Annotated in this window: 21 protein-coding genes and 1 pseudogene; 11 read left to right on the plus strand and 11 right to left on the minus strand. The window is 72.1% G+C overall.

From position 1 onward, the window contains the following. The 3 genes and pseudogenes from AB0N76_RS23490 to AB0N76_RS23500 all read right to left on the minus strand — a co-directional run. A pseudogene (locus tag AB0N76_RS23490) lies at positions 1 to 848 on the minus strand (NTP transferase domain-containing protein); the annotation flags it as partial. 23 nt (positions 849 to 871) lie between these two features. Continuing rightward, positions 872 to 1,831: an MBL fold metallo-hydrolase gene (locus tag AB0N76_RS23495; protein WP_363559928.1), complete on the minus strand. Its 960-nt coding sequence runs from the start codon at positions 1,829 to 1,831 to the stop codon at positions 872 to 874. 166 nt (positions 1,832 to 1,997) lie between these two features. Next, on the minus strand, positions 1,998 to 2,759 hold the full coding sequence (locus tag AB0N76_RS23500; RefSeq protein WP_363559930.1) for a polyprenol monophosphomannose synthase: 762 nt from the start codon (positions 2,757 to 2,759) through the stop codon (positions 1,998 to 2,000). A 338-nt stretch (positions 2,760 to 3,097) separates the two neighbouring features. Between AB0N76_RS23500 and manA the strand changes: the two genes are divergently transcribed. Then, positions 3,098 to 4,297 (plus strand): mannose-6-phosphate isomerase, class I, encoded by a 1,200-nt coding sequence (gene manA / locus AB0N76_RS23505; RefSeq protein WP_363559932.1) that lies wholly within the window; start codon positions 3,098 to 3,100, stop codon positions 4,295 to 4,297. 4 nt (positions 4,298 to 4,301) lie between these two features. Here manA and dnaB read toward each other — a convergent pair whose 3' ends face one another. Next, entirely contained in the window at positions 4,302 to 5,798 is a 1,497-nt protein-coding gene (dnaB, locus tag AB0N76_RS23510; protein WP_363560002.1) for a replicative DNA helicase, read from the minus strand. Positions 5,799 to 6,390: 592 nt separating this feature from the next. Here dnaB and AB0N76_RS23515 point away from each other — a divergent pair. Next, positions 6,391 to 7,716 carry an MATE family efflux transporter gene (locus AB0N76_RS23515; protein WP_363559934.1) on the plus strand — a complete coding sequence of 442 codons (1,326 nt, stop codon included), beginning with the start codon at positions 6,391 to 6,393 and terminating at the stop codon, positions 7,714 to 7,716. A 93-nt stretch (positions 7,717 to 7,809) separates the two neighbouring features. Here the strand turns inward: AB0N76_RS23515 and rplI are convergent, their stop codons facing one another. The 4 genes from rplI to rpsF all read right to left on the minus strand — a co-directional run bounded on the left by rplI (position 7,810) and on the right by rpsF (position 9,579). Then, entirely contained in the window at positions 7,810 to 8,256 is a 447-nt protein-coding gene (rplI, locus tag AB0N76_RS23520; protein ID WP_363559936.1) for a 50S ribosomal protein L9, read from the minus strand. 17 nt (positions 8,257 to 8,273) lie between these two features. Next, the gene (gene rpsR / locus AB0N76_RS23525; RefSeq protein ID WP_030304537.1) at positions 8,274 to 8,510 is read right to left on the minus strand and encodes a 30S ribosomal protein S18; all 237 of its coding nucleotides are present in this window, start codon (positions 8,508 to 8,510) and stop codon (positions 8,274 to 8,276) included. Positions 8,511 to 8,589: 79 nt separating this feature from the next. Further along, complete coding sequence (locus AB0N76_RS23530; protein WP_363559938.1) at positions 8,590 to 9,192, minus strand: single-stranded DNA-binding protein; 603 nt, start codon at positions 9,190 to 9,192, stop codon at positions 8,590 to 8,592. Between the two features lie 96 nt (positions 9,193 to 9,288). Continuing rightward, the gene (gene rpsF, locus AB0N76_RS23535) at positions 9,289 to 9,579 is read right to left on the minus strand and encodes a 30S ribosomal protein S6 (protein ID WP_329884829.1); all 291 of its coding nucleotides are present in this window, start codon (positions 9,577 to 9,579) and stop codon (positions 9,289 to 9,291) included. A gap of 300 nt (positions 9,580 to 9,879) precedes the next feature. On the opposite strand from rpsF, the gene AB0N76_RS23540 reads away from it, so the two are divergent. From AB0N76_RS23540 to AB0N76_RS23550, 3 genes are all read left to right on the plus strand, one after another. Beyond that, positions 9,880 to 10,179: a hypothetical protein gene (locus tag AB0N76_RS23540; protein WP_363559940.1), complete on the plus strand. Its 300-nt coding sequence runs from the start codon at positions 9,880 to 9,882 to the stop codon at positions 10,177 to 10,179. 166 nt (positions 10,180 to 10,345) lie between these two features. Continuing rightward, the gene (locus AB0N76_RS23545; protein WP_363559942.1) at positions 10,346 to 11,464 is read left to right on the plus strand and encodes a peptidoglycan bridge formation glycyltransferase FemA/FemB family protein; all 1,119 of its coding nucleotides are present in this window, start codon (positions 10,346 to 10,348) and stop codon (positions 11,462 to 11,464) included. A gap of 61 nt (positions 11,465 to 11,525) precedes the next feature. Then, a complete protein-coding gene (locus AB0N76_RS23550) occupies positions 11,526 to 12,560 on the plus strand; it encodes an alanine racemase (protein ID WP_363559944.1) in 1,035 nt (344 codons plus the stop codon). 3 nt (positions 12,561 to 12,563) lie between these two features. Here AB0N76_RS23550 and AB0N76_RS23555 read toward each other — a convergent pair whose 3' ends face one another. Both AB0N76_RS23555 and AB0N76_RS23560 read right to left on the minus strand, forming a co-directional pair. After that, positions 12,564 to 14,102 carry a glycosyltransferase 87 family protein gene (locus tag AB0N76_RS23555; RefSeq protein WP_363559946.1) on the minus strand — a complete coding sequence of 513 codons (1,539 nt, stop codon included), beginning with the start codon at positions 14,100 to 14,102 and terminating at the stop codon, positions 12,564 to 12,566. A gap of 157 nt (positions 14,103 to 14,259) precedes the next feature. After that, positions 14,260 to 17,013 carry a transglycosylase domain-containing protein gene (locus tag AB0N76_RS23560; protein WP_363559948.1) on the minus strand — a complete coding sequence of 918 codons (2,754 nt, stop codon included), beginning with the start codon at positions 17,011 to 17,013 and terminating at the stop codon, positions 14,260 to 14,262. Positions 17,014 to 17,366: 353 nt separating this feature from the next. Here AB0N76_RS23560 and AB0N76_RS23565 point away from each other — a divergent pair, with 353 nt between their 5' ends. The 5 genes from AB0N76_RS23565 to AB0N76_RS23585 all read left to right on the plus strand — a co-directional run bounded on the left by AB0N76_RS23565 (position 17,367) and on the right by AB0N76_RS23585 (position 22,307). Then, complete coding sequence (locus AB0N76_RS23565; protein WP_363559950.1) at positions 17,367 to 18,065, plus strand: helix-turn-helix transcriptional regulator; 699 nt, start codon at positions 17,367 to 17,369, stop codon at positions 18,063 to 18,065. A 126-nt stretch (positions 18,066 to 18,191) separates the two neighbouring features. After that, a complete protein-coding gene (locus AB0N76_RS23570) occupies positions 18,192 to 19,274 on the plus strand; it encodes an inositol-3-phosphate synthase (RefSeq protein WP_313764715.1) in 1,083 nt (360 codons plus the stop codon). A gap of 117 nt (positions 19,275 to 19,391) precedes the next feature. Next, positions 19,392 to 20,729, plus strand: a complete 1,338-nt coding sequence (locus tag AB0N76_RS23575; protein WP_363559951.1) for an MFS transporter — start codon at positions 19,392 to 19,394, stop codon at positions 20,727 to 20,729. 97 nt (positions 20,730 to 20,826) lie between these two features. After that, positions 20,827 to 21,483, plus strand: coding sequence for a hypothetical protein (locus AB0N76_RS23580; protein WP_363559953.1), 657 nt, complete (start codon positions 20,827 to 20,829; stop codon positions 21,481 to 21,483). A 47-nt stretch (positions 21,484 to 21,530) separates the two neighbouring features. Beyond that, positions 21,531 to 22,307, plus strand: a complete 777-nt coding sequence (locus tag AB0N76_RS23585; protein WP_363559955.1) for a hypothetical protein — start codon at positions 21,531 to 21,533, stop codon at positions 22,305 to 22,307. A gap of 66 nt (positions 22,308 to 22,373) precedes the next feature. Here the strand turns inward: AB0N76_RS23585 and AB0N76_RS23590 are convergent, their stop codons facing one another. Continuing rightward, entirely contained in the window at positions 22,374 to 23,795 is a 1,422-nt protein-coding gene (locus AB0N76_RS23590; RefSeq protein WP_363560004.1) for a CCA tRNA nucleotidyltransferase, read from the minus strand. A gap of 384 nt (positions 23,796 to 24,179) precedes the next feature. Between AB0N76_RS23590 and AB0N76_RS23595 the strand changes: the two genes are divergently transcribed. Further along, a complete protein-coding gene (locus tag AB0N76_RS23595; RefSeq protein WP_363559957.1) occupies positions 24,180 to 26,690 on the plus strand; it encodes a DUF6049 family protein in 2,511 nt (836 codons plus the stop codon). Positions 26,691 to 26,724 lie beyond the last annotated feature (34 nt).

Raw genomic sequence — 26,724 nt, forward strand, 5'->3', positions numbered from 1 at the left:
GGCGGCGGCGTAGCCGATCAGGAAGGTGGTCAGCGGGGCGGCCGGGCGGTCCACCCCGTGTGCGACCACCCGGGCCAGGTCGAGCAGGCCGCGGACGTCGACGTCCAGGTCGATGTCCAGTTCGGCGCGGACCTCGGCGATCCAGTCATCCAGCGTGCGCTCCATGCGAACATGCTGCCTGATCGGCGGTTTCCCCGGGATGTTTGCCCGGTGAGCGGCGCGCGTCGTTTCGCTCACGTCGGGCCTTCCCCGTGGTGAGCGAGGGGTCAGCCGCCGTCGCGTTCGCGGGCCCGGGCGAGGTCCTCCCAGGTGTCGCAGTCGTAGGTGACGTCGTCGGTGTCGGCCAGCCGGAGGGTGCGCAGGCCGCCGGTGAGGCGGCGCAGCGGGAGTCCGGCGGGGTCGCCGGCGGCGGCCAGCGCGGTGCGCAGGGCGGCGGTGCGGTAGGCGGCGGCGAGCGGCTGGTCGCGGCCGCCGGCGTCGACCAGGACGGCCGCCTCGGTGTCGGCGCCGGCCCCGTCGAGGGCGGCGACCAGCCGGTGGACGGTGCGTTCGTCGAGGAACGGCAGGTCGGCGGCCAGCAGCAGCACCAGGTCGGCGGTCACCTCGGCCAGGCCGGCGGCGACGGCGGCCACCGGTCCGCCGCCGGGCGGGCGCTCCCGGGTCCACCGGAGCCCGGGGCGGGCGGTGGACCGGGCCGGGCCGACCACCACCGTGGTCCGGGCGTCGGCGCAGGCGGCGAGCACCCGGTCCAGCAGGGTGGTCTCGCCGACGGTCAGGCCGGGCTTGTCCGCCCCGCCGAGCCGCCGGGCGGCGCCGCCGGCCGGGACGATCACGTCGTACGGCGTCATGCCGCCAGTATCCGCCGGACGGGTCAGGCCGCGCCGCCGTCGTCCTCGGACCTCTCGTCCTCGGTGGCGTCGGTTTCCGCGGCCTCGGTTTCCGCGGCGGCCCGGGCGGTGTTGGCGGCGGCGCTGAGCTCCAGCACGGCCGGCAGGGTCAGCTCCCCGTACCGCTCGTTGACCGCCGCGACCAGCGCCTCCGGGTCGTCCGGGTGCAGGGCCAGCAGCCGGTCGAAGTCCTGCAGGTACTCGCCGGTGAAGGCGAGCACCCGGGCCGCGTCGTCACCCTGCTCGGGCGCCCGGTGGCCGGCGATCACCCGGTCCGCGCCGAGCTCGGCGATCCGGCCGAGGTTGCGGTTCCACTCGGTGCGCTGCTCCGGCGTGGTGTCGGCGGTCCAGACGTGGGTGCCGTTGTAGACGAAGTCGCCGGCGACCACGGTGCGGATGCTCGGCACGTGCACCACCGTGGAGGCGCCGCAGTCGCCCTGCCCGAGCAGCAGGACCGGGATCAGCTGCCGGTCGAGCATCAGCGGCTGGGGCAGCAGCGGGGCCGGGACCAGCGGGTGGTCCGGGATATCGTCCCCGTACACCGGCTTCCACTGGGCGACCTTGGCGGCGGCGGTGCGCAGGATGCCGTCCACCACCGGCGGCGCGGCCAGCAGCTGCGCCTCGGGGAAGAGCCGCAGCACCTCCTCGGCGCCGAAGTAGTGGTCGGGGTGCTGGTGGGTGATGACGATGGCGAGCAGCCGGCGGCCCTTGCCAGCCACCCACTCGGCCAGTTCGCGGCCGGCGCTGCGGGTCAGCTGGGCGTCGACCAGGATCGCGGTGTGCTCGCCGAGGATCAGCGTGGAGGTGGCGAAGAAGGCCGACTCGGGGCCGGTGAAGACGGCGACCTCCAGCGGCCGGACCGGCGGTTCGGCGGGGCCGGCTGCCGCGTCCGCGGGGGCCGCCGGGGTCGCGGCGGCGTTCTCCTCGGGCGGGGACGACGTCACTGGCTGCTCCTTCTGGTTCGGCGGTCCCGGTCTCGGTCCTGCTCGGGGTCTCGGGCTCGGCGGATCCCGCGCCCTACAGCATGGGAGGACGGCGCGCCGAAAACGCGGAAGGCGCGCCCGACGGGGCGCGCCTTCCCGATCGCGTGTCCGGGTCGGGCCGGGACGCTCAGCCCTTGCCGCCGGTCAGCTTGGCGACCCGCTCGGCGATGCCCCAGGAGGTGACCCGCCAGAGCGCCTCGACCACGATGTTCCGGCTCATCTTGGACGCGCCCAGCTCCCGCTCGACGAAGGTGATCGGCACCTCGGCCACCTTGAAGCCGGCCTTCACCGTCCGCCAGGCCAGGTCGACCTGGAAGCAGTAGCCGGCCGAGGCGACCTGGTCCATGCCGAGGCCGAGCAGGGTCTCCTTGCGGAACGCCCGGTAGCCGCCGGTGACGTCCTGGATCGGCACGTCGAGCATCAGCCGCGAGTAGGTGGAACCACCGCGGGAGAGCAGCAGCCGGGACTTCGGCCAGTTCACCACCCGGCCGCCGGGCACCCAGCGCGAGCCCAGCACCAGGTCGGCGCCGCGCAGCGCGGTCAGCAGCCGGTCCAGCTCCTCGGGGCGGTGCGAGCCGTCGGCGTCCATCTCGACCAGGACGTCGTAGCCCTCGTCGATGCCCCAGCGGAAACCGGCCAGGTAGGCGGCGCCCAGCCCCTCCTTGCCCTTGCGGTGCATCACGTGCACCTGCGGGTCCTCGGCGGCCAGCTTGTCGGCCAGGTCCCCGGTGCCGTCCGGGCTGTTGTCGTCGGCGACGAGGACGTGCACCTCGGGCACCGCGGCACGGACCCGGCCGACGATGAGCTCGACGTTCTCCGCCTCGTTGTAGGTCGGGATGATCACCAGGACCCTGCCGAGATCAGCAAAACTCTGCTGGTTGACGGTCACGTACTAACCTCTCGGCCGGTGGCGGGAAGTGCCAGTCACCGTTGCCCGCACTCATCAGAAGACGCGGCCCCGTCCGGCACCCCGCCGGCCCCCGGAGCCACTGTGGAAAACACTGCGTCCTGGCATCCTACTACTGCGGTGTCGAGCCGCCCCGCTGCCCCGGAAGCCGCCCGGGCACTCCCCGCCGGCACCCGCCGTTTCCCCCGGGGAGGCACGGGTCGGCTAGGGTCGATGCCCGGCTCGAAGCCCGGCCTTTGCCCGGACCACCCGCCCGCCGGCGGCCGCCGCCCGGCGGCGCGGCCCAGCAGCCACCGCAGCAAAGGAGCAGGACCGCGCCCATGGACAAGCTCGTCAACACCGTCCGCCCGTACGCCTGGGGGTCGGTCACCGCGCTGCCCGAGCTGCTCGGGCAGGAGCCGACCGGTGAACCGCAGGCCGAGCTCTGGATGGGCGCCCACCCCGGCGACCCCTCCCGGGCCGACCGGGGCGACGGGCCGCGCCGGCTGGACGAGCTGATCGCCGCCGACCCGGAGGGCGAGCTCGGCGCCCGCTCGGTGGCCCGGTTCGGCCCGGCCCTGCCGTTCCTGCTGAAGGTCCTGGCGCCCGGCATCCCGATCTCCATCCAGGCCCACCCCTCGCTCGACCAGGCCCGGGCCGGGTACGCCGCCGAGAACGCCCTCGGCATCCCGCTGGACGCCCCGCACCGGAACTACCGGGACGACAACCACAAGCCCGAACTGATCTGCGCGCTGGGCGACTTCGACGGCCTGTGCGGCTTCCGCCGGCCCGCCGAGGCGGCCGCGCTGCTGGCCGGTCTGGACGTGCCCGCGCTGGAGCCGGTGATCGCCCTGCTGCGCGCCGAGGACGAGTCCGAGGCGCTCAGCCGCGCGCTGGCCGCCGTCCTCACCCTGGACGGGCCCGCCGCGGCGGCCACCGTCCGGGACACCGCCGAGGCGGTCGGCAAGGCCGCCGCCGCCGACCCGGACGGCCCGTACGCGCCGTACACCCGGATCAGCCGGGACTTCCCCGGCGACGTCGGGCTGATCGCCGGGCTGCTGCTCAACCACGTCCGGCTCCGCGCCGGGCAGGCGCTCTACCTGGGCGCCGGCGTCCCGCACGCCTACCTGCACGGGGTCTGCGTCGAGCTGCAGGCCAACTCGGACAACGTGCTGCGGGCCGGACTCACCCCCAAGCACATCGACGTGCCGGAGCTGCTCCGGGTGGTCGAGTTCGCCGCCTGCGCACCGGAGCCGCTGCTGCCGGTCCCGGTCGGGGGGACGCCCGGCGAGGAGCTCTACCCCGTCCCGATCGACGAGTTCCGGCTCTCCCGGTTCGTCCTGGCCGGCCGGGAGCGCGCGGTCGACGGCGACGCCCCGCAGATCCTGCTCTGCACCGCCGGCACCGTCCGGCTGACCGGCGCCGACGGCACCGTGCTGGACCTCGCCCGCGGCGAGTCCGCCTTCCTGCCCGCCACCGGCACCCCGACCCGCCTGGACGGCGACGCCGCCACCCTCTTCCGGGCCACCGTCACCATCTGACCCGTCAGTCCCGGGTCATGTCGACGAAGCGGGAGTAGTGGCCCTGGAAGGCCACGGTGATGGTGGCGGTGGGGCCGTTACGGTGCTTGGCGACGATCAGGTCGGCCTCGCCGGCGCGCGGCGACTCCTTCTCGTAGGCGTCCTCGCGGTGCAGCAGGATGACCATGTCGGCGTCCTGCTCGATCGAGCCGGACTCACGCAGGTCGGAGACCATCGGCCGCTTGTCGGTGCGCTGCTCGGGACCACGGTTCAGCTGGGAGAGCGCGATCACCGGCACCTCCAGCTCCTTGGCCAGCAGCTTCAGGTTTCGCGACATGTCGGAGACCTCCTGCTGACGGTTCTCGGCCCGGCGGGAGCCGCCGGACTGCATCAGCTGGAGGTAGTCGATGACGACGAGCTTGATGTCGTTGCGCTGCTTGAGCCGGCGGCACTTGGCCCGGATCTCCATCATCGACAGGTTCGGCGAGTCGTCGATGAACAGCGGGGCCTCGCTGACGTCCGGCATCCGGCGGGCGACCCGGGTCCAGTCGTCGTCCGTCATGGAGCCGGAGCGCATGTGGTGCAGCGCGACCCGGGCCTCGGCGGAGAGCAGGCGCATGGCGATCTCGTTGCGGCCCATTTCGAGCGAGAAGATCACGCTCGGCAGCTTGTGGTGGATCGAGCAGGCCCGGGCGAAGTCCAGCGCCAGGGTGGACTTGCCCATCGCGGGGCGGGCCGCGATGACGATCATCTGGCCGGGGTGCAGGCCGTTGGTCAGCGCGTCGAAGTCGGCGAAGCCGGTCGGGACGCCGGACATCTGGCCGTTGCGGGAGCCGATCGACTCGATCTCGTCGAGGGCGCCCTCCATGATGTCGGCGAGCGGCGCGTAGTCCTCGTTGGTGCGCTGCTCGGTGACCGCGTAGATCTCCGCCTGCGCCGCGTTGACGATCTCGTCGACGTCGCCCTCGGCGGCGTAGCCCATGCCGGCGATCCGGGTGCCCGCCTCGACCAGCCGGCGCAGCACCGCGCGCTCGTGCACGATCTGCGCGTAGTACTCGGCGTTGGCGGCGGTCGGGACGGAGTTGACCAGGGTGTGCAGGTAGCCGGGGCCGCCGACCCGCTGGAGCTCGCCGCGCTTGGTCAGCTCGCCGGCCACGGTGATCGGGTCGGCCGGCTCGCCGCGCGCGTAGAGGTCGAGGATCGCGCCGTGCACCAGCTCGTGCGCGGGCCGGTAGTAGTCGGCGGGCTTGAGCACCTCGACGACGTCGGCGATGGCGTCCTTGGAGAGCAGCATGCCGCCGAGGACGGACTGCTCGGCCGCGAGGTCCTGCGGGGGGACGCGCTCGAAGCCTTCGAGGCCGCCCTCGCCGCGGTCCTCCTCGCCGCCCTGGCGCCGCTTGCCGTCACCGCGCTGGAAGCCGCCGGAGCCGCCCTTGCCGCCCTTCTGGAAGCCGCCCGAACCGCCCGACCCACCGGAGCCGCCCTGCCCCTGACCTCCGCCGCGCCCGCGCGAGACCGGCAGCCGGTCGCCGGGACCGGCCGGGAAGGGGTCGTCGGCGAAGGCGCCGGCCGGGAAGGGGTCGTCGGCGTTCTGCCAGTCGTCCTCCGGCGGCGGCGGGGCGTCGTGGTCGTCGTACTGGGGGCCGGTCACGCGTGTTCCCCGATCAGCGAGTGGTGCGAGTTGGAGCGGGCCTTGCCGGTGGCTGGGCGGCCCGGAGTCCGACTCCGCGCCACCGCATTTCTACGCCACCACACCGACAAATCGGACGCCGGGGCGGCTGGGAGTGTCGGCCGGAGGGCCCACGCTAAGGCGCCGGGAGCCCTTCAGCCAAGGCGGTTATCCACAGGGGGTGTGGACGAGCGGCCCACGGCTGTGGAGAAGTACGGCAAACCTGTGGACGCCCCTGTGGAAAGCCCTGTGGATAACCGGACCATCGATCCACCGTCAACTCGCTGACCTGCGATTCCCTCCTCCAGGGGCTGTGCATGAGAAATTCTTCACACACAGCCGGGTGGTGGTGGACACAGACCCGGACGGCCCGGTCGCCCACACGTACGAGTAAGCGACCAACCACACTTTCGCCCATTACCTGTGGATGAGTAGCCTTGACCGCATGACCGTCACCACCGACCGCCGCCGCCACGACCGGGAGATCCTGGCCCTCGCCGTCCCGGCCTTCGGCGCCCTGGTCGCCGAGCCGCTCTTCCTGCTGGCCGACTCGGCCATCGTCGGCCACCTCGGCACCGCCCAGCTGGCCGGCGTCGGCGTGGCCTCGGCCGTCCTCACCACCGCCACCGGGGTCTTCGTCTTCCTCGCCTACGCCACCACCGCCGCGGTCGCCCGCCGGATCGGCGCCGGGGACCGCCGGGCCGCGATCCAGCAGGGTATCGACGGCATCTGGCTGGCCCTCGGGCTCTCCGCCGCGGTGGTCGCGCTGGTCCTGCTGCTCGCCCCGCAGCTGGCCCGGCTGCTCGGCGCCTCGCCGACGGCCGTCCCGTACGCGGTCACCTACCTGCGGATCAGCGCGCTCGGCATCCCGGCGATCCTCCTGGTGATGGCCGCCACCGGGGTGCTGCGCGGCCTCCAGGACACCAGGACCCCGCTGTACGTGGCCGTCGCCGGGTTCGCCGCCAACCTCGGCCTGAACCTCGGCCTGGTGTACGGCGCCGGTCTCGGGGTGGCCGGCTCGGCCTGGGGCACCGTGCTCGCGCAGACCGGCATGGCCGCCGTCTACCTGTTCGTGGTGGTGCGCGGGGCCCGCCGGGAGGGCGCCTCGCTGCGGCCCGACCCGGCCGGGATAGGGGCCGGCGCCAGGGCCGGCGGCCCGCTGCTGGTCCGCACCCTGAGCCTGCGCGCCGTCCTGATGATCGCCACCGCGGTGGCCGCCGGGCTCGGCGACGACCAGATGGCCGCGCACCAGATCGCCATGACGGTCTTCCTGTTCATCGCCTTCGCGCTGGACGCCATCGCGATCGCCGGCCAGGCCATCATCGGCCGCTACCTGGGCGCCGGGGACGTCCCGGGGACCAGGGCGGCCGCCCGGCGGATGATCGAGTGGGGCATCGGCGCCGGGGTGCTGCTGGGCCTGCTGGTGGTGCTGGCCCGGCCGCTGTACGTGCCGCTGTTCACCCCGGACCCGGCGGTGCAGCAGCAGCTGGACACCGTCCTGCTGCTGCTCGCGCTCTGCCAGCCGGTCGCCGGGCTGGTCTTCGTCCTGGACGGGGTGCTGATGGGCGCCGGGGACGGCCCGTACCTGGCCTGGGCGATGCTCGGCACCCTGGCGGTGTTCGCGCCGGCCGCGCTGGCGGTGCCGGCCAGCGGCACCGGGCTGGCCGGGCTCTGGTGGGCGATGAACCTGTTCATGCTGGTCCGCGGCGGCTTCCTGGCCGGACGGGCCCGCGGCGGCAAGTGGCTGGTCACCGGGGCGGTCCGGAGCTGACCGAGGGTTGCCGCCGGAAACGACCGAGGGCCGGTCCCCCCGGACGGGGGGACCGGCCCTCGGGCCACTGCTACGGAGCTGTCGCTACCGAGCTCAGGCGGCGACGACGGCGACGTCGAGGTTGGCCTGGACGTCGGCGTGCAGCTTGACCGAGACCTTGTGGGTGCCCACGGTCTTGATCGGCGAGGCGATCGCGACGGCGCGCTTGTCGACCACCGGGCCGCCGGCGGCCTTGATGGCCTCGACGACGTCGGCCTGGGTCACCGAGCCGAACAGACGGCCGGCCTCGCCCGAGCGAACGGCCAGCTTGACCTGGACGCCCTCGAGCTTGCCCTTGACCTCGTTGGCGGCCTCAAGGGTCTGGATCTCGTGGATCTTCCGGGCGCGACGGATGGCGTCGACGTCCTTCTGACCACCCTTGGTCCAGCGGATGGCGTAGCCGCGCGGGACCAGGTAGTTGCGGCCGTAGCCGTCCTTGACCTCGACGACCTCGCCGGCGGAACCGAGACCCGGCACCTCGTGAGTGAGGATGATCTTCATTATTCGGTCACCCTCTCTTAGCGCGCGGTGCTGGTGTAGGGCAGCAGCGCCATCTCACGGCTGTTCTTCACGGCCGTGGCGACGTCACGCTGGTGCTGGGTGCAGTTGCCGGTGACCCGGCGGGCACGGATCTTGCCGCGGTCGGAGATGAACTTCCGCAGCAGGTTCGTGTCCTTGTAGTCAACGTAGTTGACCTTGTCCTTGCAGAAGACGCAAACCTTCTTCTTAGGCTTGCGAGCAGGCGGCTTCGCCATTGTGTGCTCCCTGTGGGGTTCACGGCCGGGCGGGCGTCTCACGACGCCGGCGGCCCGGCCGCACGAAATCTGTCAGCTCTTAGAACGGGGGCTCTTCCGAGAAACCGCCACCGGACGGGGCACCCCAGCCGCCACCCTGGTTTCCACCAGAGGGAGCGCTGGACGCCCACGGGTCGTCGGACGGGCCGGACTGGCCGCCGGAGTTTCCACCCCAGCCGCCGCCCTGCTGGCCGCCACCGCCGCCCCAGTTACCGCCGCCCTGGCCGCCGCCGCCCTGCGGGGCGCCGCCGAAGCCGCCGCCCTGCGGGCCGCCGGACCGGTTGGCCCGGGTGACCTTCGCGGTCGCCGAGCGCAGGCTCGGGCCCACCTCGTCGACCTCGACCTCGAAGACCGTCCGCTTCTCGCCTTCCTTGGTCTCGTAAGACCGCTGGCGCAGTCGGCCCTGCACGATGACGCGCATGCCGCGCTGGAGCGACTCGGCCACGTTCTCCGCCGGCTGCCGCCAGACGTTGCACGTGAGGAAGAGGCTCTCGCCGTCCTTCCACTCGTTCGTCTGGCGGTCGAAGGTGCGGGGGGTGGACGCGATGCGGAACTTCGCGACCGCCGCACCCGACGGGGTGAAGCGCAGCTCGGGGTCGTCGACGAGATTGCCGACGAGGGTGATGACGGTCTCGCCTGCCATGGTGGTGATGACCTCTCGGGAAGATTGCCGTTCACCGCTGTTTCACGTGAAACAGCGGTCGCGAGCTACCCGAGACCCGAAGGCCTCAGAGGTGGCTCAGTGGGTGTCCGGGCGCAGGACCTTGGTCCGGAGAACCGACTCGCTCAGGCCCAGCTGGCGGTCGAGCTCCTTGACGACCTCAGGCGTGGCCTGCAGGTCGATGACCGAGTAGATGCCCTCGGACTGCTTGTTGATCTCGTAAGCCAGGCGGCGACGACCCCAGGTGTCGACCTTCTCGACCTTGCCACCGCCGTTGCGGACGACGGCGAGGAAGCTCTCGATCAGGGGGGAGACAGCGCGCTCCTCGACCGAGGGGTCGAGGATGACCATCAGCTCGTAGTGACGCATGAGTAACCCACCTCCTTTGGACTCAGCGGCCACGGTCTCTCCGTGGCAGGAGGGTTGTGCAGCGTCGGCACCGGAGTAGTGACGACACCGGCCACCGTAGTGGTCGGGTCTGACAGCCGGACCCCCGCTCACCCGGAAGTGGGCAGAGGGAGGCACAACTACACCAGTGCAGACGGCACAGCCTACCCGCACCCGGACGGCCGAACAAAACGCATAGGGGTTGTGAGACCCGCGCAACCGCCGCAATCTGGACGGAACGGGTTTCCTGCTCGTTCGTCTCCACGCCAGGAGGTGGGACACATGGCCCAGACCGTTCCCCGGATCCCCGCCCTCACCCTGAACACCGACGGCCACCCGCACCCGAGGGAGAACGCCCTGGTCGGCCTCACCGCCGTGCTGGGCGCGATCTCCTTCATCACCTCGTTCTTCTACAACCTCCACCTGCTCACCTCGTGGACCGGCCTGTTCGGGATCGTCTCCGGACTCGTGGGCATGTACGTCTCGGTGACCACGGCCGAGCGCTTCGTCCTGATGGTCACGCTCGGCGCCTCGGCGATCGGCTTCTACCTCGGCATCGCCCGCGGCGGCCTCTGGGGTTAGCCCCGTCACCGCGCGGAACCCCCCGGGCCCCCGTCGCGTATCTGTCCATGGAGACCGGTGCGCGACGGGGGCTCCGCCGCGCCCACAGCCGCCGGGGCCCCGGACGATAAGGTCACCGGGAGAAACACGGGGCCCACCGCAGCCCGACCGACGAGGAGCACCGAGCATGAGCCTGCGCCTGAGGACGATCACCCGCGAGGAGCACCTCGCCTTCATCAGGAGCCGCGCCTCGGCCAGCCACATGCAGGTGCCGTCCTGGGGCGATGTGAAGGCCGAGTGGCGCTCCGAGTCGATCGGCTGGTTCGACCAGGACAACCAGCTCGTCGGGGCCGGCCTGGTGCTCTACCGGCAGCTGCCGAAGGTCAAGCGGTACCTGGCGTACCTGCCCGAGGGCCCGGTCATCGACTGGTTCGACCGCGACCTCGACCGCTGGCTGCAGCCGATGCTCGCGCACCTGAAGTCCCAGGGCGCCTTCTCGGTGAAGATGGGCCCGCCGGTGGTCATCCGCCGCTGGAACGCCCCCACCATCAAGGAGGCGATCGCCGCCAAGCAGGCCAAGCGGCTGCGCGACATCGAGGCCGACTGGTACGAGCCGCGCGCCTTCGAGGTGGCCGACCGGCTGCGCAAGGCCGGCTGGCTGCAGGGCGAGGACGGCGGGGCCGGCTTCGGCGACGTCCAGCCGCGCTACGTCTTCCAGGTGCCGCTGGCCAACCGCTCGCTGGACGACATCCAGAAGGGCTTCAACCAGCTCTGGCGCCGCAACATCAAGAAGGCCGAGAAGAGCGGCGTCGAGGTGATCCAGGGCGGCTACGACGAGCTGCCGATCTTCCACCAGCTCTACCTGGTGACCGCCGAGCGCGACAAGTTCACCCCGCGCCCGCTGGCCTACTTCCAGCGGATGTGGAAGGCCCTCACCGCCGAGGACCCGAACCGCATGCGCCTGTACATCGCGTACCACGAGGGCGAGCCGCTGGCCGCGACCACGATGCTGGTCGTCGGCGAGCACGTCTGGTACTCGTACGGCGCCTCGGCCAACCACAAGCGCGAGGTCAAGCCGTCCAACGCGATCCAGTGGCGGATGATGCGCGACTCCTACGCGCTCGGCGGCGGGGTCTACGACCTGCGCGGCATCTCCGACACCCTGGACGAGAACGACCACCTGTTCGGCCTGATCCAGTTCAAGGTCGGCACCGGCGGCCAGGCCGCCGAGTACCTCGGCGAGTGGGACTTCCCGCTCAACAAGCTGCTGCACAAGGCCCTCGACCTCTACATGTCGCGCCGCTGAGCAGCGCCCCGCCGAGCCACCGAGCCGCCGCCGTGCCCAACACCCTCTGGGAGATGACCCGATGACGCTGTCGCTCTACCTCGACACCGAACGCTGGCGTACCCACCAGCGCTCCGTCCTGGCCGAGTTCCCCGGCCTGGTGCCGGTGGCGAAGGGCAACGGCTACGGACTGGGCAACCACCGCCTGGCCGAGGAGGCGACCCTCCTCGGCACCGGCGTCCTGGCGGTCGGCACCGCCTACGAGGCGGCCGACGCGGCCGACTGGTACGGCGGCGAGCTGCTGGTGCTGACCCCGTACCGGGTCGGCGAGGAGGCGCTGCCGCTGCCGCACGCCCGGGTGATCCGGACGGTGGCGCACGTCGACGCGCTGCGGGCGCTGCACGGTGCCCGGGTGGTGCTGGAGTGCATGACCACCATGCGCCGGCACGGCGTCTCGGCGGCCGACCTCGGCACGGTCGCCGCCGAGCTGGACGGCGTCTCCTTCGAGGGCCTGGCGCTGCACCTGCCGATGGACCGGCCGGACGGCTCCAGCCCGGTCGAGGAGGTCGCGTACTGGGTGGACACCGCCCGGGCCGCCGGCATCGCGGTGCACACCGTCTTCGTCAGCCACCTCGGCGCGGCGGGCATGGAGCAGCTGGCCCAGCGCTACCCGGACACCGTCTTCCGGGCCCGGATCGGCACCCGGCTCTGGCTGGGCGACCACGGCGCGCTGGAGGTCCGGGCGACGGTGCTGGACGTCACCCCGGTGAAGAAGGGCGACCGGTACGGCTACCGCCAGCACCCGGCGCCGACCGACGGCCACCTGGTGGTGGTGGCCGGCGGCACCGCGCACGGCATCGGCCTGGAGGCGCCCAAGTACGTCCAGGGCATGTCCTCGCGGGCCAAGGGCATCGCCCGGGCGGGTCTGGCGACCGTCAACAAGACCAAGTCGCCGTACCACTGGGCGGGCAAGCAGCTCTGGTTCGCCGAGCCGCCGCACATGCAGGTCTCGCTGCTCTTCCTGGACGGGGAGAGCAAGCCGCCGGCGGTCGGCGACGAGCTCGGCCTCCAGGTCCGGCACACCACCACGCACTTCGACCGCGTGGTGGACCGCTGACGGCTACCGCACCTTCTCGGCCGGTTCCGGGGCGGGCGGCTCGCTGAGCCACGCCTCGGGGCCGGCCGGCGCGTACCCGGCGTAGCTCTCCTCCTCGCGCAGCCGCCGGGCGGTGCCGAGCACGAAGACGTCCGGGGCCTGGTCGAGCACCCCGCCGGAGGGGTCGTCGCTGCCGTCCCAGCGCACCGGGTCGCGGTCCGGCAGCAGGATGTCCCGGATCACCATCCCGACCAGGTAGAGCGTGCCGAGCAGGTGCAGCACGATCGCGAAGTGGTACCAGGACTCGCCGATCCCGTGCTGCTTGGGCCCGGTGACGAAGCCCAGGTGGGACCAGATGCCCAGGGTGTAGAGCACCTCGCAGGCCTGCCAGATCAGGAAGTCCCGCCAGCGTGGCCGGGCCAGCACCGCGAGCGGCAGCAGCCAGAGCACGTACTGCGGCGAGTACACCTTGTTGAGCAGCACGAACGCGGCCACCACCAGGAAGGCCAGCTGGGTCACCCGCGGCCGGCGGGGCGCCGAGAGGCCGAGCCACGCTATCCCCGCGCAGCTCAGCACCATCAGGACGGCGATGAAGGTGTCGAGGTTCTCCAGCCCGACGCCGCGGTCCTGCATGACGATCAGCCAGAGCGAGCCGTAGTCCTCCTTGCGGTGCTTGCTGAAGACGTAGAAGGTCGACCAGCCCTGCCAGTTGGCGATCATGATCGGCAGGTTGACCAGCAGCCAGGCGCCGACCGCGCCGCCGAGCAGCGCCCGTAGGTCGCGCCGGCGGCCGGCCCGCCAGCAGAGCACCAGCAACGGACCGAGCAGCAGCAGCGGGTAGAGCTTGGCCGCGGTGGCCAGGCCGATGAACACCCCGGCCCAGACCGGCCGCGAGCCGGACCACCAGGCGAGGGCGACGGCGGTCAGCGCGACCGCCAGCAGGTCCCAGTTGACGGTGGCGTTCAGCAGCAGGGTGGGCGCCAGCGCGAACATCAGCGCGTCCCAGGGGCGGCGCCGGTGGGTGCGGGAGAGCGCGACCACGGCGACCACCGCACAGGCCATCAGCAGGCCCGCGTTGATCGTCCAGAACCACCGCTCCTGGTCCTGCAGGGTGCCGCCGCCGGGCGTCAGCCAGGCCGAGACCTGCATGAACAGGCCGGTCAGCACCGGGTACTCGAGGAACTGGAGGTCCCCGGAGGTGCCCGGGATCCGGTCCACGTACGGGTGCAGGCCGGCCGCGAAGCCGCGCCCGGAGAACAGGTGCGGAATGTCGCTGTAGCAGGCGTGCACGTACTGCGGCGAACCCGGCTGGAACCAGGCGGCGTTGTAGCAGGGCAGTTTCTGCGCCATGCCCAGCACCGAGACCGCGATCACCACCAGCGCCAGGAATCGCGCCGGGATCCACCAGGAGACGCCGAGCAGCGCGCGCCGTCCGGGCGGGCCGCCGATCACCTCGCTGCCGGCCGCCGCGACCGGGTCCTCGTCCGCCGGCACCACCACGGTGTTGACCTGCGGGCCGGCCGGCGCGGGCGCGGGCTCTTCGTCAGGAGCGCTGGACGTCATGGCGGACATCCTGCCGCACCGGTCCCGTCCGGACGAGGAGGACCCCGGGATGGCCCGGCCGCCGGGGCCCGGGCGGCGGCACGAATCCCTCCGAATACGGCGAAACGGCGGTGGGGAGCTCCGTGGAGCTCCCCACCGCCGTCGTCGTCCGGGCGTCCTACGGCGCCACGGCGCTGCCGGTGGTGGTCGCCGAGGGCGAGGTGCTCGGCTTGGGCGGCTTGCTGGTCGGCATGCCGGTGGTCCCGCCGGCGCCCGGGTCGGGGGTCGGGCTGGGCGGGGTGGTCGGCGTGGTGCAGCCGAGGACGGGCAGGCAGCCCGGCGAGGGGGTGGTGCCGCCGGTGCCGCCACCGGTGGTGCCGCCACCGCCGGTGCCGCCGCCCGTACCGCCGCCGGTGGTGCCGCCACCGTTGGTTCCGCCACCGCCGGTGCCGCCGCCGGTGCCGCCCGGGTTGGTCTTGGTCGGCGCCGGCTGGGTGGGCACGGTGCCCGGGCAGTCCACGCCGGGGACGCAGGCCGGGCCCTGGGTGACCGGCGGCTGGGTCGGCTGCTGGGCGTTCGGGTCCACCGGCGGGACCGTCACGGTCTCGGTCGCGGTCGGGGTGGGCACCGCGCTGGCCGTGCTCGGCGCGCCCGAGGAGTCGACCTGGGAGCCGACCGGCTGCGGGGTCGGGAAGTCCAGCTTCTTCTCGTTGGCCAGCGCGGCCTTCATGTACCGGGTGAAGACGTCGGTCGGGGTGTCACCACCGTGCACCGAGTCCTTGCCGCCGGTGCCGTTGAGCGAGAGCCGCTCCTTCGCCACCGGGTCCTCGCGCCACATCGCCACGCTGGTGGTCAGCTGCGGGGTGTAGCCGACCCACCAGGCCGACTTGTTCTCGTCGGTGGTACCGGTCTTGCCGGCCACCGGGCGGCCCAGCGCGTTGGACTTCGAACCGGTACCGTTCTTCGCCACGTTCACCAGCACGTCGGTGACGTTGTCGGCGACCGCCGGCTCCAGGGCCTGCTTGACGTCGTGCTTGGCGAAGAGCGGCCGCTCCTTGCCGTCCACCAGGACCTTGGTGACCGAGTACGGGTCGACCTGCTTGCCGCTGGCGGCGAGCGTCGCGTAGGCGTCGGCCATCCGGATCGGGCTGATGGTGGAGACGCCGAGCGGGAAGGTGGCGACCTTCGACTCCTTGGCGATGCTCTCCTCGCGGATGCCCATCGCCTTGGCGGTCTCGGCCACGGCCGCGCCGCCGACGTCCTGGTTCAGCTGGACGAAGGGCACGTTGTACGACCACTGCATGGCCATCCGCAGCGAGACGTAACCGCGCTTGCCCTTCTCCTCGTTCTTCTGCTTGTAGGGCTTGCCGTCGTCGCCCATCAGCAGCGAGCCGTCGGCCTTGCGGATCTCCGACATGTCGTCGGAGAGGTAGCGGCTGTCGGCGTTGATCCGCTTCGGCTTGCCGGTGTTGTCCTTCTGGGTCTGCACACCGGCCTGCATCGCGGCGGCCAGCACGAAGGGCTTGAAGGTCGAGCCGACCTGCACGCCCTGGGCGTCCGCGTTGTTCTCGTAGCGGCCGTTCTCCGCGCCCTCACCGCCGTAGATGGCGACGATCGCGCCGTCACCGGGGACGATGCTGGCCGCGCCGAACTGGATGAAGTTGTCGTTGTTCGGGCGCTTCTGCGGGTTGAGGGTCTCGGCCTTGACGTCGTCGACGGCCTTCTTCAGGTACTCGACCTTGTCCTTCTGGAAGGTCGTGTAGATCTTGAAGCCGCCCTTGTCGATCGCCCGCTGGTCGATCGTCGGGTCCTTGACCATGACGTACTTGTTGGCGGTCTCCACCAGGTAGCTGATCTGGCCGTTCATGTTGGCCGGCGGGACCTGCTTGATCGGCGCGGGGAAGGTGGTGCACTTCGCCCGCTCCTCGGCGGTGGCGTTCTTGGTCTCCACCATCCGGTCCAGGATCCACTTCCAGCGCTCCTCGGCGCGGCCCTGGTTGGCCTTGATGGTCGGGTCGTAGAACGACGCGCCCTTGAGCAGGCCGGCCAGCATCGCGCTCTGGCAGAGGTCCAGGTCCTTGGCGTTGACGCCGTAGTAGGCCTGGGCGGCGGCCTGGGCGCCGGTCGCGCCGCGGCCGAACCAGCTGGTGTTGAGGTAGCCCTTGAGGATGTCGGGCTTCTCGTACTCCTGGTTGACCTTCAGGGTGATGAAGAACTCCTTCACCTTGCGGGAGAGGGTCTGCTCCTGCGTCAGGTAGGCGTTCTTGACGTACTGCTGGGTGATGGTCGAGGCGCCCTGGGTCTCGCCGCCCTTGGCCATGTTGATCACGGCGCGCAGCATGCCCTTGGGGTCGATGCCGCTGTCGGTGCGGAAGGTCTCGTTCTCCGCCGCGATGACCGCGTTCTGCAGGTTGGGCGAGATGTCGCCGAGCTCGACGATCTGCCGGTTGGTCTCGCCCTTGCGGACCATCTCGGTGCCGTCGGCCCAGTAGTAGATGTTGTTCTGGTCGTTCACCAGGGCGTTCAGCGGCGGGATCTTGGTCGACTGGTAGATGTAGAAGACCGTGCCCACGCAGGCCGCGACGACGAGCAGCACCGCGGTCAGCCACTGCCGCCAGGACGGCAGCCAGCGGCGGACGCCCTGCTTGCCGAACCGCGGGTAGTCGATGAATCGCTTCTTCCCGGGTGCGGCGGCGGCCGCACCGGCCGCGGCTCCGGCGGCGCCGGCCCGCCGGCCACCGCCCTTCTGGGCGGCCTTGCGCATCTCGGCACGGGTCATCTTGGGCTGCTGGGCGGTCTCCCGCATGCCGGGGGGACGCCGCCGGCCGAGGCCGTCCGAGCCGAGCTCGTCGCCGCCTGCTCCACCGGCGCGTCCGTTGTCGCCCGGAGGGCGACCGTCGCCGCCCGGCGACCTCCGCCGTCGTTCGCTCATGTTCCAGCTACTCCTCGCCAGGCTGGTCGAGCCTGAAGGCAGGGTCCACGTCCGATGCCCGCAACCGCCCTAACCCCGGAGGTGGTCCTCGTGCACACGCGACAGCGTACGCAGCCCTGAAACCGAACTAATCGGGCATCAAACGCCAATACCCGCAAATCGACGGAAGATCATTACACGCCCGTTGCCAAGCGCCGCCGCGCGCCGCCTTGTGATCACATTCACGCGCGCCCCCCTTGCTCGTTCGGTGACCCAGGCTTACTGTTCTCGATATATCGAGCCGATACATCGGAACGGCATACTGCCGACAGCGGCAGGTCGCGGACCGATCGGGGAAGGGAGGACGAGGACACGTGGGCAGGCGCTCGGGTGTGCTGGAGTTCGCCGTTCTCGGACTCCTCCACGACGCCCCGATGCACGGGTACGAGCTGCGCAAACGGCTCAACGTCCTGCTCGGCTCGTTCCGCGCGTTCTCGTACGGGACGCTCTACCCCTGTCTGAAGAGCCTGGTGGCCCAGGGTTTCCTGGTCGAGGACAACCCGGACGTCGAGTACGTCCCGGCCACCGCGCTCAACGGCAAGCGGTCCAAGATCGTCTACCGGCTCTCCCCCGAGGGGAAGCAGCGGTTCGAGGAGCTGCTCGCCGACTCCGGCCCGAACGCCTGGGAGGACGAGCACTTCGGTGTGCACTTCGCCTTCTTCGGCCAGACCGACCGGGCGGTGCGGATGCGCGTCCTGGAAGGCCGCCGCAGCCGGCTGGAGGAGCGCCTGGAGCGGATGCGCAACTCGCTGGCCCGGGCCCGCGAACGCTTCGACGACTACACCGTCGAGCTGCAGCGGCACGGACTGGAGTCGGTGGAGCGCGAGGTCCGCTGGCTCAACGAGCTGATCGAGACCGAGCGGGCCAACCGCACCGGACGGACCGGAACGTCCGCCGGTGCCACCGACCCCGCAGTACCCAAGACTTCGGACGGCCGAGGCCGGGAGGACGGGTCCGCGGACCCGTCCGGGCCACCGCACGACCGCCCGGGGCGCTCCGACCAGGAGCGCTGACACCGCGTCAGCCCTGTGCCACGCGGCAGGAGTGGGCGCCTCGCGCCCGTCAGCAGTCATCGAAGAAGCAGGACGAGCACCGCCGATCCTCGGCGGCGCTCATGAGATCACAGGGAGCAACCGGAAATGGGTTCGGTTCGCGTAGCCATCGTGGGTGTGGGCAACTGCGCCGCGTCGCTGGTGCAGGGTGTCGAGTACTACAAGGACGCCGACCCGGCCGGCAAGGTCCCCGGGCTGATGCACGTCCAGTTCGGTGACTACCACGTCCGTGACGTGGAGTTCGTCGCCGCCTTCGACGTCGACGCCAAGAAGGTCGGCTTCGACCTGGCCGACGCCATCGGCAACAGCGAGAACAACACCATCAAGATCTGCGACGTGCCGCCGACCGGCGTCACCGTCCAGCGCGGCCACACCCTCGACGGCCTGGGCAAGTACTACCTGGAGACCATCGAGGAGTCCGACGAGGCCCCGGTCGACGTCGTCCAGGTCCTCAAGGACCAGCAGGTCGACGTCCTGGTCTGCTACCTGCCGGTCGGTTCCGAGGCCGCGGCCAAGTTCTACGCCCAGTGCGCCATCGACGCCAAGGTCGCCTTCGTGAACGCCCTCCCGGTGTTCATCGCCGGCACCAAGGAGTGGGCCGACAAGTTCACCGAGGCCGGCGTGCCGATCGTCGGTGACGACATCAAGTCCCAGGTCGGCGCGACCATCACGCACCGCGTGATGGCCAAGCTGTTCGAGGACCGCGGTGTCATCCTCGAGCGCACCATGCAGCTGAACGTCGGCGGCAACATGGACTTCAAGAACATGCTCGAGCGCGAGCGCCTGGAGTCCAAGAAGATCTCCAAGACCCAGGCCGTCACCTCGCAGATCCGCGACCGCGAGCTGGGCGCCAAGAACGTCCACATCGGTCCGTCGGACTACGTCGCCTGGCTGGACGACCGCAAGTGGGCGTACGTCCGCCTCGAGGGCCGCGCGTTCGGCGACGTCCCGCTGAACCTGGAGTACAAGCTCGAGGTCTGGGACTCCCCGAACTCCGCCGGTGTCATCATCGACGCCGTGCGCGCCGCGAAGATCGCCAAGGACCGCGGCATCGGTGGCCCGATCCTGTCGGCCTCCTCGTACTTCATGAAGTCCCCGCCGGTCCAGTACTTCGACGACGAGGCCAAGGAGAACGTCGAGAAGTTCATCCGCGGCGAGGTCGAGCGCTGAGCCTGATTCACCCCGGGCACTGAAACGGGCCCACGGTCGAGCACCGTGGGCCCGTTCACCTTTTCCCGGCGAATGTTTCACGTGAAACACCGACCGGTTCCATGGCACCCTGGGCAGGTGGCGATCACCGAGAACGGCAGCACCCACCAGGCCGCGCACCGCGCCACGCTCCTCGACCTGCTCCGCGGCCGCGACTTCCGCCGGCTGCTGACCGCCCGGGTGCTCTCCCAGCTCTCCGACGGCGTCTTCCAGGTCTCGCTCGCCGCCTACGTGGTCTTCTCCCCCGAGAAGCAGTCCTCCCCCGCCGACATCGCCTCGGTGCTGGCCGTGATGCTGCTGCCGTTCTCGGTGATCGGCCCGTTCGCCGGCGTGCTGCTGGACCGCTGGCGCCGCCGCCAGGTGCTCTACCTGGGCAACCTGGGCCGCTTCGGGCTCGGCCTGGTCACCGGCGCGCTGCTCCTGCTCCAGGCCCCGACCTGGCTGTTCTTCGCCTCCGCGCTGCTGGTCACCGCGCTCAACCGGTTCATCCTGGCCGGCCTCTCGGCCGCCCTGCCCCGGGTGGTCCGGCCCGAACAGCTGGTCACCGCCAACGCCCTCTCCCCCACCCTGGGCACCGTCGCGGCGGCCTCCGGCGGCGGGGTGGGCTTCCTGCTGCACCAGGTGATGCCGCCCGGGCCGAGGGCCGACGCCGCCCTGGTGACCGTCGCCGCCCTGCTCTACCTGTCGGCCGCGCTGGCCGCGCTGCGGATGGACAAGGACCTGCTCGGCCCCGAGCACCACCCGGGCCGGCCGCCGCTCGGCCAGGCCCTGGTCCAGGCCGCCCGCGAACTGCGCGCCGCCGTCAACCACCTGGTGCGGGACTGCCGCCCGGCGGTGCACGCGCTGGCCGCCGTCACCGCGGCCCGGTTCTGCTACGGCGTGCTGATCGTCGTCGTGGTGATGCTCGCCCGGTACACCTTCAACGACCCGGCGGACAGCGCGGCCGGGCTGGTCACCCTGGGGCAGGCGGTCGGCCTCTCCGCCGCCGGCTTCTTCATCGCGGCGGTGATCAGCCCCTGGTGCACCCGCCGGTTCGGGCTGGCCGGCTGGATGACGCTCTGCCTGGCCGCCCCGGTGGTCTTCGTGCCCGCGCTCGGCCTCGGCTTCACCCTGGTGCCCTGCCTGATCGCCGCGCTGCTGCTCGGCGTGGTCACCCAGGGCACCAAGATCTGCGCCGACACCGTGGTCCAGGGATCGGTCGAGGACGACTACCGGGGCCGCGTCTTCGCCATCTACGACGTGCTCTTCAACGTCGCCTTCGTGGCCGCCGCCCTGGTGACCGCGCTGGTGCTGCCGCTCTCCGGCCGCTCGGTCACCGTGGTCGTGGGCGTGGCCCTGGTGTACGCCGCGGCCGCCCTCCTCTACCTGCGCGCGGCCCGCCGGAGCGGCCCCGTCCCCGGTGACCAGGCCGGCTAGGGCCCCGCGCCCCCTGCGACCGGAAACCGTCAGGAGGAGTCGCTAAGGTACGTCAGATCTGTCGGAGCGACAGCACCACGTCTCGGGGGACGATCTGATGAGCACACCACCCGGCCCGTACGGGGCCCCACCGCAGTACGGCCATCCGCCGGCGCAGCCCTACGGCGCGCCGCCCCAGCCCTACGGACCGCCGCAGCCGGCGCCCGGCGGCTACGGCGCCCCGCCGCCGCCACCGGCCGGCTACGGCTACCCCGCCGCCCAGCCCGCGCCCCCGGCGGCCCCCGGGTACCCGCAGGCCCCGTACCCGCCGGGTCCCTACCAGCAGGCCCCGTACCAGCAGGCCCCCTACGGCCAGGCGCCCCAGCACGGCTACCCGCCGGCCGCACCGGTGCCCGCGCCGCCGGCCGCGAAGCGCGGCAGCAAGGGCCGGCTGAAGCTGGTCGGCGCGGTGCTGGGCGCGATCGTGCTGGCCGTCCTCTACTTCGTCACCGGCCCCAGCGTCAGCAGCGCCAAGGCCGGCGACTGCGTCAAGGCGAACGGCTCGCGCGACGTCTCCGTGGTCAAGTGCACCGACAGCAAGGCGAACTACAAGGTGCTCGCCAAGTTCGAGTCCACCACCGACACCACCCGGTGCCGCGAGACCGTGGGCACCACCAGCACCGTCTCGGGCAAGAGCGGCCGCCGCTGGAACAAGAAGCGGTACGTGCTCTGCCTCGGCCCGCTCGCCGGCACCCCGCCGGTGAAGAAGCCCTGACCGAAGCCCTGCCCGCCCGCCACCGCTGACCTTCCCGGGGGATCCCCTTGTCCGTTCCGCCGCCCCAGCTGCCGTACGGCTCACCGCCGCCCGACGGCGCCAACCCGTACGCCACCGGCAACCCGTACGCCGGCCCGCAGGCCCCGCAGCCGGCGGGCGCCCCACCGCCGCCCGGCTACGGCTACCCGGCCGCCCCGCCGCCGGCCGCGCCCGGCTACGGCGTGCCCGCCCAGGCACCCGCGGGCGGCTACGCGTACCCGCCGCCGGCCGGCTACCCGGCGCAGGCCGGGTACGCACCGCAGGGCGGCCCGGGCGGGCCGCCCACCAAGCGGCCACTCCTGGTGGTCCTGCTGGTGCTGGTGCCGGTGCTCCTGATCGGCACGGTCGTCGCGCTGATCGCGGCCGGGGTGTTCGTCAGCGACCGGAAGGACAGCGACCGCCACCCGATCGTGCTGCCCACCCCGACCTCGGTGACCATCCCGGTGCCGACCTACACGGCACCGAGCTACTCGGCCCCGGCGGTCCCGGTGCCGACCGTCACCATGCCGACGCCGACCCCCAAGACGCCCAGCGACATCGACGACGCCAAGGCCGGCGACTGCCTGCGCAACGAGAACGGCACCACGGCCACCCACGACGCCAACCCGCGGATCACCATGCTCCCCTGCACCGACCCGCGGGCCCAGTACAAGGTGCTCAAGAAGGTCTACGCGACCAGCGACGCCGACAAGGCCTGCCAGAACGTCACCGACGCCGAGAGCACCTACACCCGCGAGTCGACCACGTCCGCGCTCAGCTTCGTGCTCTGCCTGAAGAAGCTCTGACCCCCGGGCACGGCGGAAGGGGTGGTCCCGGAGCGCCCGGGACCACCCCTTCCGGTCCGCTCGGGCCTACTGCTGGGCGTCCCACCAGGCGCGCAGCGCGGCCACGGCCTCCTCGGACTCCATCGGGCCGTGCTCCAGCCGCAGCTCCAGCATGTGCTTGTACGCCTTGCCGACCATCGGGCCGGGCTTGAGGGAGAGCAGCTCCATGATCTGGTTGCCGTCCAGCGCGGGGCGGACGGCGTCCAGCTCCTCCTGCTCCTTGAGCTCGCCGATCCGCGTCTCCAGACCGTCGTAGGTGCGGGAGAGCGCCGCGGCCTTCTTCCGGTTCCGGGTGGTGCAGTCGGAGCGGGTCAGCTTGTGCAGCCGCTCCAGCAGCGGGCCGGCGTCGGTGACGTAGCGGCGCACCGCCGAGTCGGTCCACTCGCCGCCGCCGTAGCCGTGGAACCGCAGGTGCAGCTCGACCAGGCGCGAGACGTCCTCGGTGAGCTCCTTCGAGTACTTCAGCTCGCGCATCCGCTTGCGGGTCATCTTGGCGCCGACCACCTCGTGGTGGTGGAACGAGACCCGGCCGTCCGACTCGAAGCGGCGGGTGCGCGGCTTGCCGATGTCGTGCAGCAGCGCGGCCAGCCGCAGGGTGAGGTCGGGGCCGTCCTGCTCCAGGTCGACGGCCTGCTCCAGGACGGTCAGCGAGTGCTCGTAGACGTCCTTGTGCCGGTGGTGCTCGTCGCGCTCCAGGCGCAGCGCCGGCAGCTCGGGCAGCACGTGGTCGGCCAGGCCGGTGTCGACCAGCAGTCGCAGGCCCTTCACCGGGTGCTTGGCCAGCAGCAGCTTGTTCAGCTCGGCCTGGACCCGCTCGGCGGAGACGATGGTGATCCGCTCGGCCATCGCGGTCATCGCCGCGATCACCTCGGGGGCCGGCTCGAAGTCCAGCTGGGCGGCGAACCGGGCGGCCCGCATCATCCGCAGCGGGTCGTCGGAGAAGGACTCCTCGGGGGTGGCGGGGGTGCGCAGCACCCGGGCCTCCAGGTCCTCCAGGCCCTGGTGCGGGTCGACGAAGCCGCGGCCGGGCAGGTCGACGGCCATCGCGTTGACCGTGAAGTCGCGGCGGACCAGGTCCTCCTCGATGGTGTCGCCGTAGGTCACCTCGGGCTTGCGGGAGGTGCGGTCGTACGCCTCGGAGCGGTAGGTGGTGATCTCGATCAGGAACGAGCCCTCGGGGGTGTCCTTGCGCGCGCCCACCGTGCCGAAGGCGATGCCGACGTCCCAGACCGCGTCCGCCCAGCCCTTGACCAGCTTCAGGACCTGCTGCGGGCGGGCGTCGGTGGTGAAGTCGAGGTCGTTGCCGAGCCGGCCCAGCAGGGCGTCCCGGACCGAGCCGCCGACCAGCGCGAGCCGGTGCCCGGCCGCCTGGAAGCGGCCGGCGATCTCGTCGGCGACCGGGGAGACCCGCAGCAGTTCCTGCAGACCCAGGGTCTGCGCCTCGCTCAGGCCGGGCACGACCTGGACGGCGGAACTGGGATGATGGGCGCCGGACTCGTGGGCGGTGGGCTCATTGGCAGTGGACACGGCTCACAAGGGTACGTGGCCCGGCGGCACCCCCGCCCGCGCGTTTCCACCGCCTCACCCCCCGGCCCGCAACACCGCACCCCTCGCCACATCGTTACCATGCCGGTGGAACGAGTCCGGGGCACCGACGGCGGGCCGCGGTGCCGTGCGCCGTCACGGCCCCTCGGGCGATGGACGACCACCTTTTCTTCACGGCTGCTCCGCACGGCCTCCCTTTTCCGGCCGATGGAACATCCGCAGCAGCACAGCATTCAGCAGCACCAGCATTCAGCAGCAAGCAGCGAGCAGCGAGCGAGGGCGGACCGCGTGACTGAGCCGGCACCGGGCCTGGAGGCGAACGGTCTACCGGGGCGGGCCCTGGAACGAAGCGCCCGGCCCGCCGGGCGGCGCGGCCCCGGCCGGGCGGCCCGGGCCGTCCGACGACTGGCCGGCGCGCTGGGCGCCGCGCTGGTGCTCGTCCCGGGGCTGCCCGGCGTCCCGGCGACCGCGGCCCCGGCCGGCGGCACCCGACCGGTCGCCGAGTCGACGGTCTCGGCCGAGTACCCGGTGGTGATGACCATCGAGTCGGTGAACAAGCCGGTGGCCGCCCAAAACGGCACCGTGACGATCACCGGGCACGTCACCAACGGCGGCAAGTCGGTGCTCAAGTCCGCGCACGCGGCGGTCCGCAAGCCCTGGTCGAGCAAGCCGCTCACCACCCGCAGCCAGCTGGCCGACGTGACCGCCCGGACCACCCCGCTCGGCGCCGACGGCATCTCGCTGGACAGCCCGCAGTACGCGCTGAACGAGCTCGGCCCCGGCCAGAGCCAGCCGTACACGCTCAGCGTCGCCGTCGCCGACCTGCTGTTCTCCACCGAGGGCGTGTACGAGCTGGCGGTGGACGTCTGGGGCTCGACCGCGGACAACCAGAAGGACCGCCCGCTGGGCATCGCCCGCACGTTCCTGCCGTACGACCCCAGCCCGACCGAGGCCCAGCCGTCCAAGGTCACCACCGTCTGGCCGCTGGTGCACGCGCCGGTGCTGGCCGCGCAGACCCTCTCCGACAACGACCAGACCGTCTCGGTGCTCCGCGACGACAGCCTGGCCACCGAGTTCGCCCCCGGCGGGCGGCTGTACTCGCTGGTCGAGATCGGCGCCACGCTGCCCGGGCTGACCTGGGTGGTCGACCCCGACCTGCTGGACACCGCGTTCGCGATGACCAAGCGGTACCAGGTGCAGAAGCCCGGCACCGCGGGCAACGCCGCCAAGGAGGAGAACACCGTCCCCGGCACCGGCACCGCGGCCGCCACGGCCTGGCTGGAGAAGCTGCGGGCCGCCGTCGCCAAGCCGGGCAGCCAGGTGGTGGCGCTGCCGTACGCCGACCCGGACCTCGCCTCGATCGCGCACAACGCCGCCGAGCTGGAGGGCATCGACACCGCCCTCGGCAAGGCCGCCACGGCCGGTCAGCTGACCGTCGAGGGCCGGCTCTCGGTGGACACCCGGGCCGACGTCGCCTGGCCCTACCAGGGCTACCTGGACCAGCGGATCGCCTCGGTCGCCCAGCGCACCGGCGCCGGCACCGTGCTGGTGAACGGTGCCAGCCTGCCCGAGTCGGACGCGCTGAAGTACACCCCCTCGGCCACCCGCCCGATCGGCAACGGGCAGACCGCGGTGGTCGCCGACGAGCTGGTCTCCGGCCTGTTCGAGGACGACCTGGTCACCCCGGAGGCGCAGAGCCGGGCGGTCCAGCGGTTCCTCGCCGAGACCTTCGTGATCTCCCGGCAGGAGCCGCAGAACCCGCGCGGCCTGCTGGTGCTGCCGCCGCGCGAGCTCACCGCCGCCACCGCCAAGGTGCTGGCGACCGCGCTCCAGGCGGCCACCGACGGCAAGTGGGTGGACCCGGTCAAGCTGGACACCCTCACCCAGCTCGCGGCGGACCCGAAGGCCAACGCCGCCGTCCCGGCGGCCACCGACTACCCGGCCCGGGTCCGCGACTCGGAGCTGCCCGCCGCCGACCTGACCGCCACCACCCGGATCCAGACCAAGCTGGACACCCTGATGCGGGTGCTGACCCTGCCGCAGCGGGTGCGCGGGCCGTTCAGCGCGGCGATGGTCCGCTCGCTGTCCACCGAGTGGCGCACCGAGGCCCCGGCCGGCAGCGTCTACCGGGCGGGCGTCACCAACTACCTCAACGAGCTCACCGGCGCGGTGAAGGTGCCGCCGAAGCGGGTCATCACCTTCGCCGGGGACACCGGCGTGCTCCAGGTCAGCGTCCGCAACGACCTCACCCAGACGGTCACCAACCTCAAGCTGGTGCTGATCCCCAGCCAGCAGAACCGGCTCCGGGTCGAACTGCCGACCGAGGAGCTGGTGCTGCCCGCCTCGCAGAGCGTCACCCTGCGCTTCCCCGCCGAGGCGAAGAACAACGGGCCGGTGAACATGACCGCCCAGCTCTTCACCACCGGCCCCAACCCGCAGCCGTACGGCGAACCGGTGCAGTTCACCGTCGAGGTCACCTCGGTCACCAACGGCGTGCTCTACGTCTTCGGCGGCGGTCTGCTGCTGCTCCTGCTGGCGGCCCTGCGGTTCATGCGCCAGCGCAAGCGGCGGGTGGCGCACGACGACGAGGGCGACGAGCCGCTCGCCCCGGCCGGCGAGCCGGGCGACAAGGGCGACAAGGGCGACCCGAGCGACCCGGCCGCCCCGGAGGGGGCCGGCGGGACACCCGCCGGGGACCGGGCCGACGGGGCCGGACCCGACGGGGCGGTGGGGACACCGCGCGACCCCAGCGCGGATGGCCGGGATCAGGCCGCCAGTGATGAGAAGGTTGGTCCTTGACACCGCCGATACCGCCCGACTCCGGCGCGGCCTC

Origin of the sequence: Kitasatospora sp. NPDC093806, from assembly GCF_040683335.1 — a bacterium.
Taxonomy (GTDB): Bacteria; Actinomycetota; Actinomycetes; order Streptomycetales; family Streptomycetaceae; genus Kitasatospora.

Excerpts from the sequence above, each read along its gene's own strand:
- manA (WP_363559932.1), top strand. The coding sequence starts at position 3,098 with ATGGACAAGCTCGTCAACACCGTCCGCCCGTACGCCTGGGGGTCGGTC.
- AB0N76_RS23515 (WP_363559934.1), top strand. The coding sequence starts at position 6,391 with ATGACCGTCACCACCGACCGCCGCCGCCACGACCGGGAGATCCTGGCC.
- rplI (WP_363559936.1), bottom strand. The coding sequence starts at position 8,256 with ATGAAGATCATCCTCACTCACGAGGTGCCGGGTCTCGGTTCCGCCGGC.
- rpsR (WP_030304537.1), bottom strand. The coding sequence starts at position 8,510 with ATGGCGAAGCCGCCTGCTCGCAAGCCTAAGAAGAAGGTTTGCGTCTTC.
- AB0N76_RS23530 (WP_363559938.1), bottom strand. The coding sequence starts at position 9,192 with ATGGCAGGCGAGACCGTCATCACCCTCGTCGGCAATCTCGTCGACGAC.
- rpsF (WP_329884829.1), bottom strand. The coding sequence starts at position 9,579 with ATGCGTCACTACGAGCTGATGGTCATCCTCGACCCCTCGGTCGAGGAG.
- AB0N76_RS23540 (WP_363559940.1), top strand. The coding sequence starts at position 9,880 with ATGGCCCAGACCGTTCCCCGGATCCCCGCCCTCACCCTGAACACCGAC.
- AB0N76_RS23545 (WP_363559942.1), top strand. The coding sequence starts at position 10,346 with ATGAGCCTGCGCCTGAGGACGATCACCCGCGAGGAGCACCTCGCCTTC.
- AB0N76_RS23550 (WP_363559944.1), top strand. The coding sequence starts at position 11,526 with ATGACGCTGTCGCTCTACCTCGACACCGAACGCTGGCGTACCCACCAG.
- AB0N76_RS23555 (WP_363559946.1), bottom strand. The coding sequence starts at position 14,102 with ATGACGTCCAGCGCTCCTGACGAAGAGCCCGCGCCCGCGCCGGCCGGC.
- AB0N76_RS23560 (WP_363559948.1), bottom strand. The coding sequence starts at position 17,013 with ATGAGCGAACGACGGCGGAGGTCGCCGGGCGGCGACGGTCGCCCTCCG.
- AB0N76_RS23570 (WP_313764715.1), top strand. The coding sequence starts at position 18,192 with ATGGGTTCGGTTCGCGTAGCCATCGTGGGTGTGGGCAACTGCGCCGCG.
- AB0N76_RS23580 (WP_363559953.1), top strand. The coding sequence starts at position 20,827 with ATGAGCACACCACCCGGCCCGTACGGGGCCCCACCGCAGTACGGCCAT.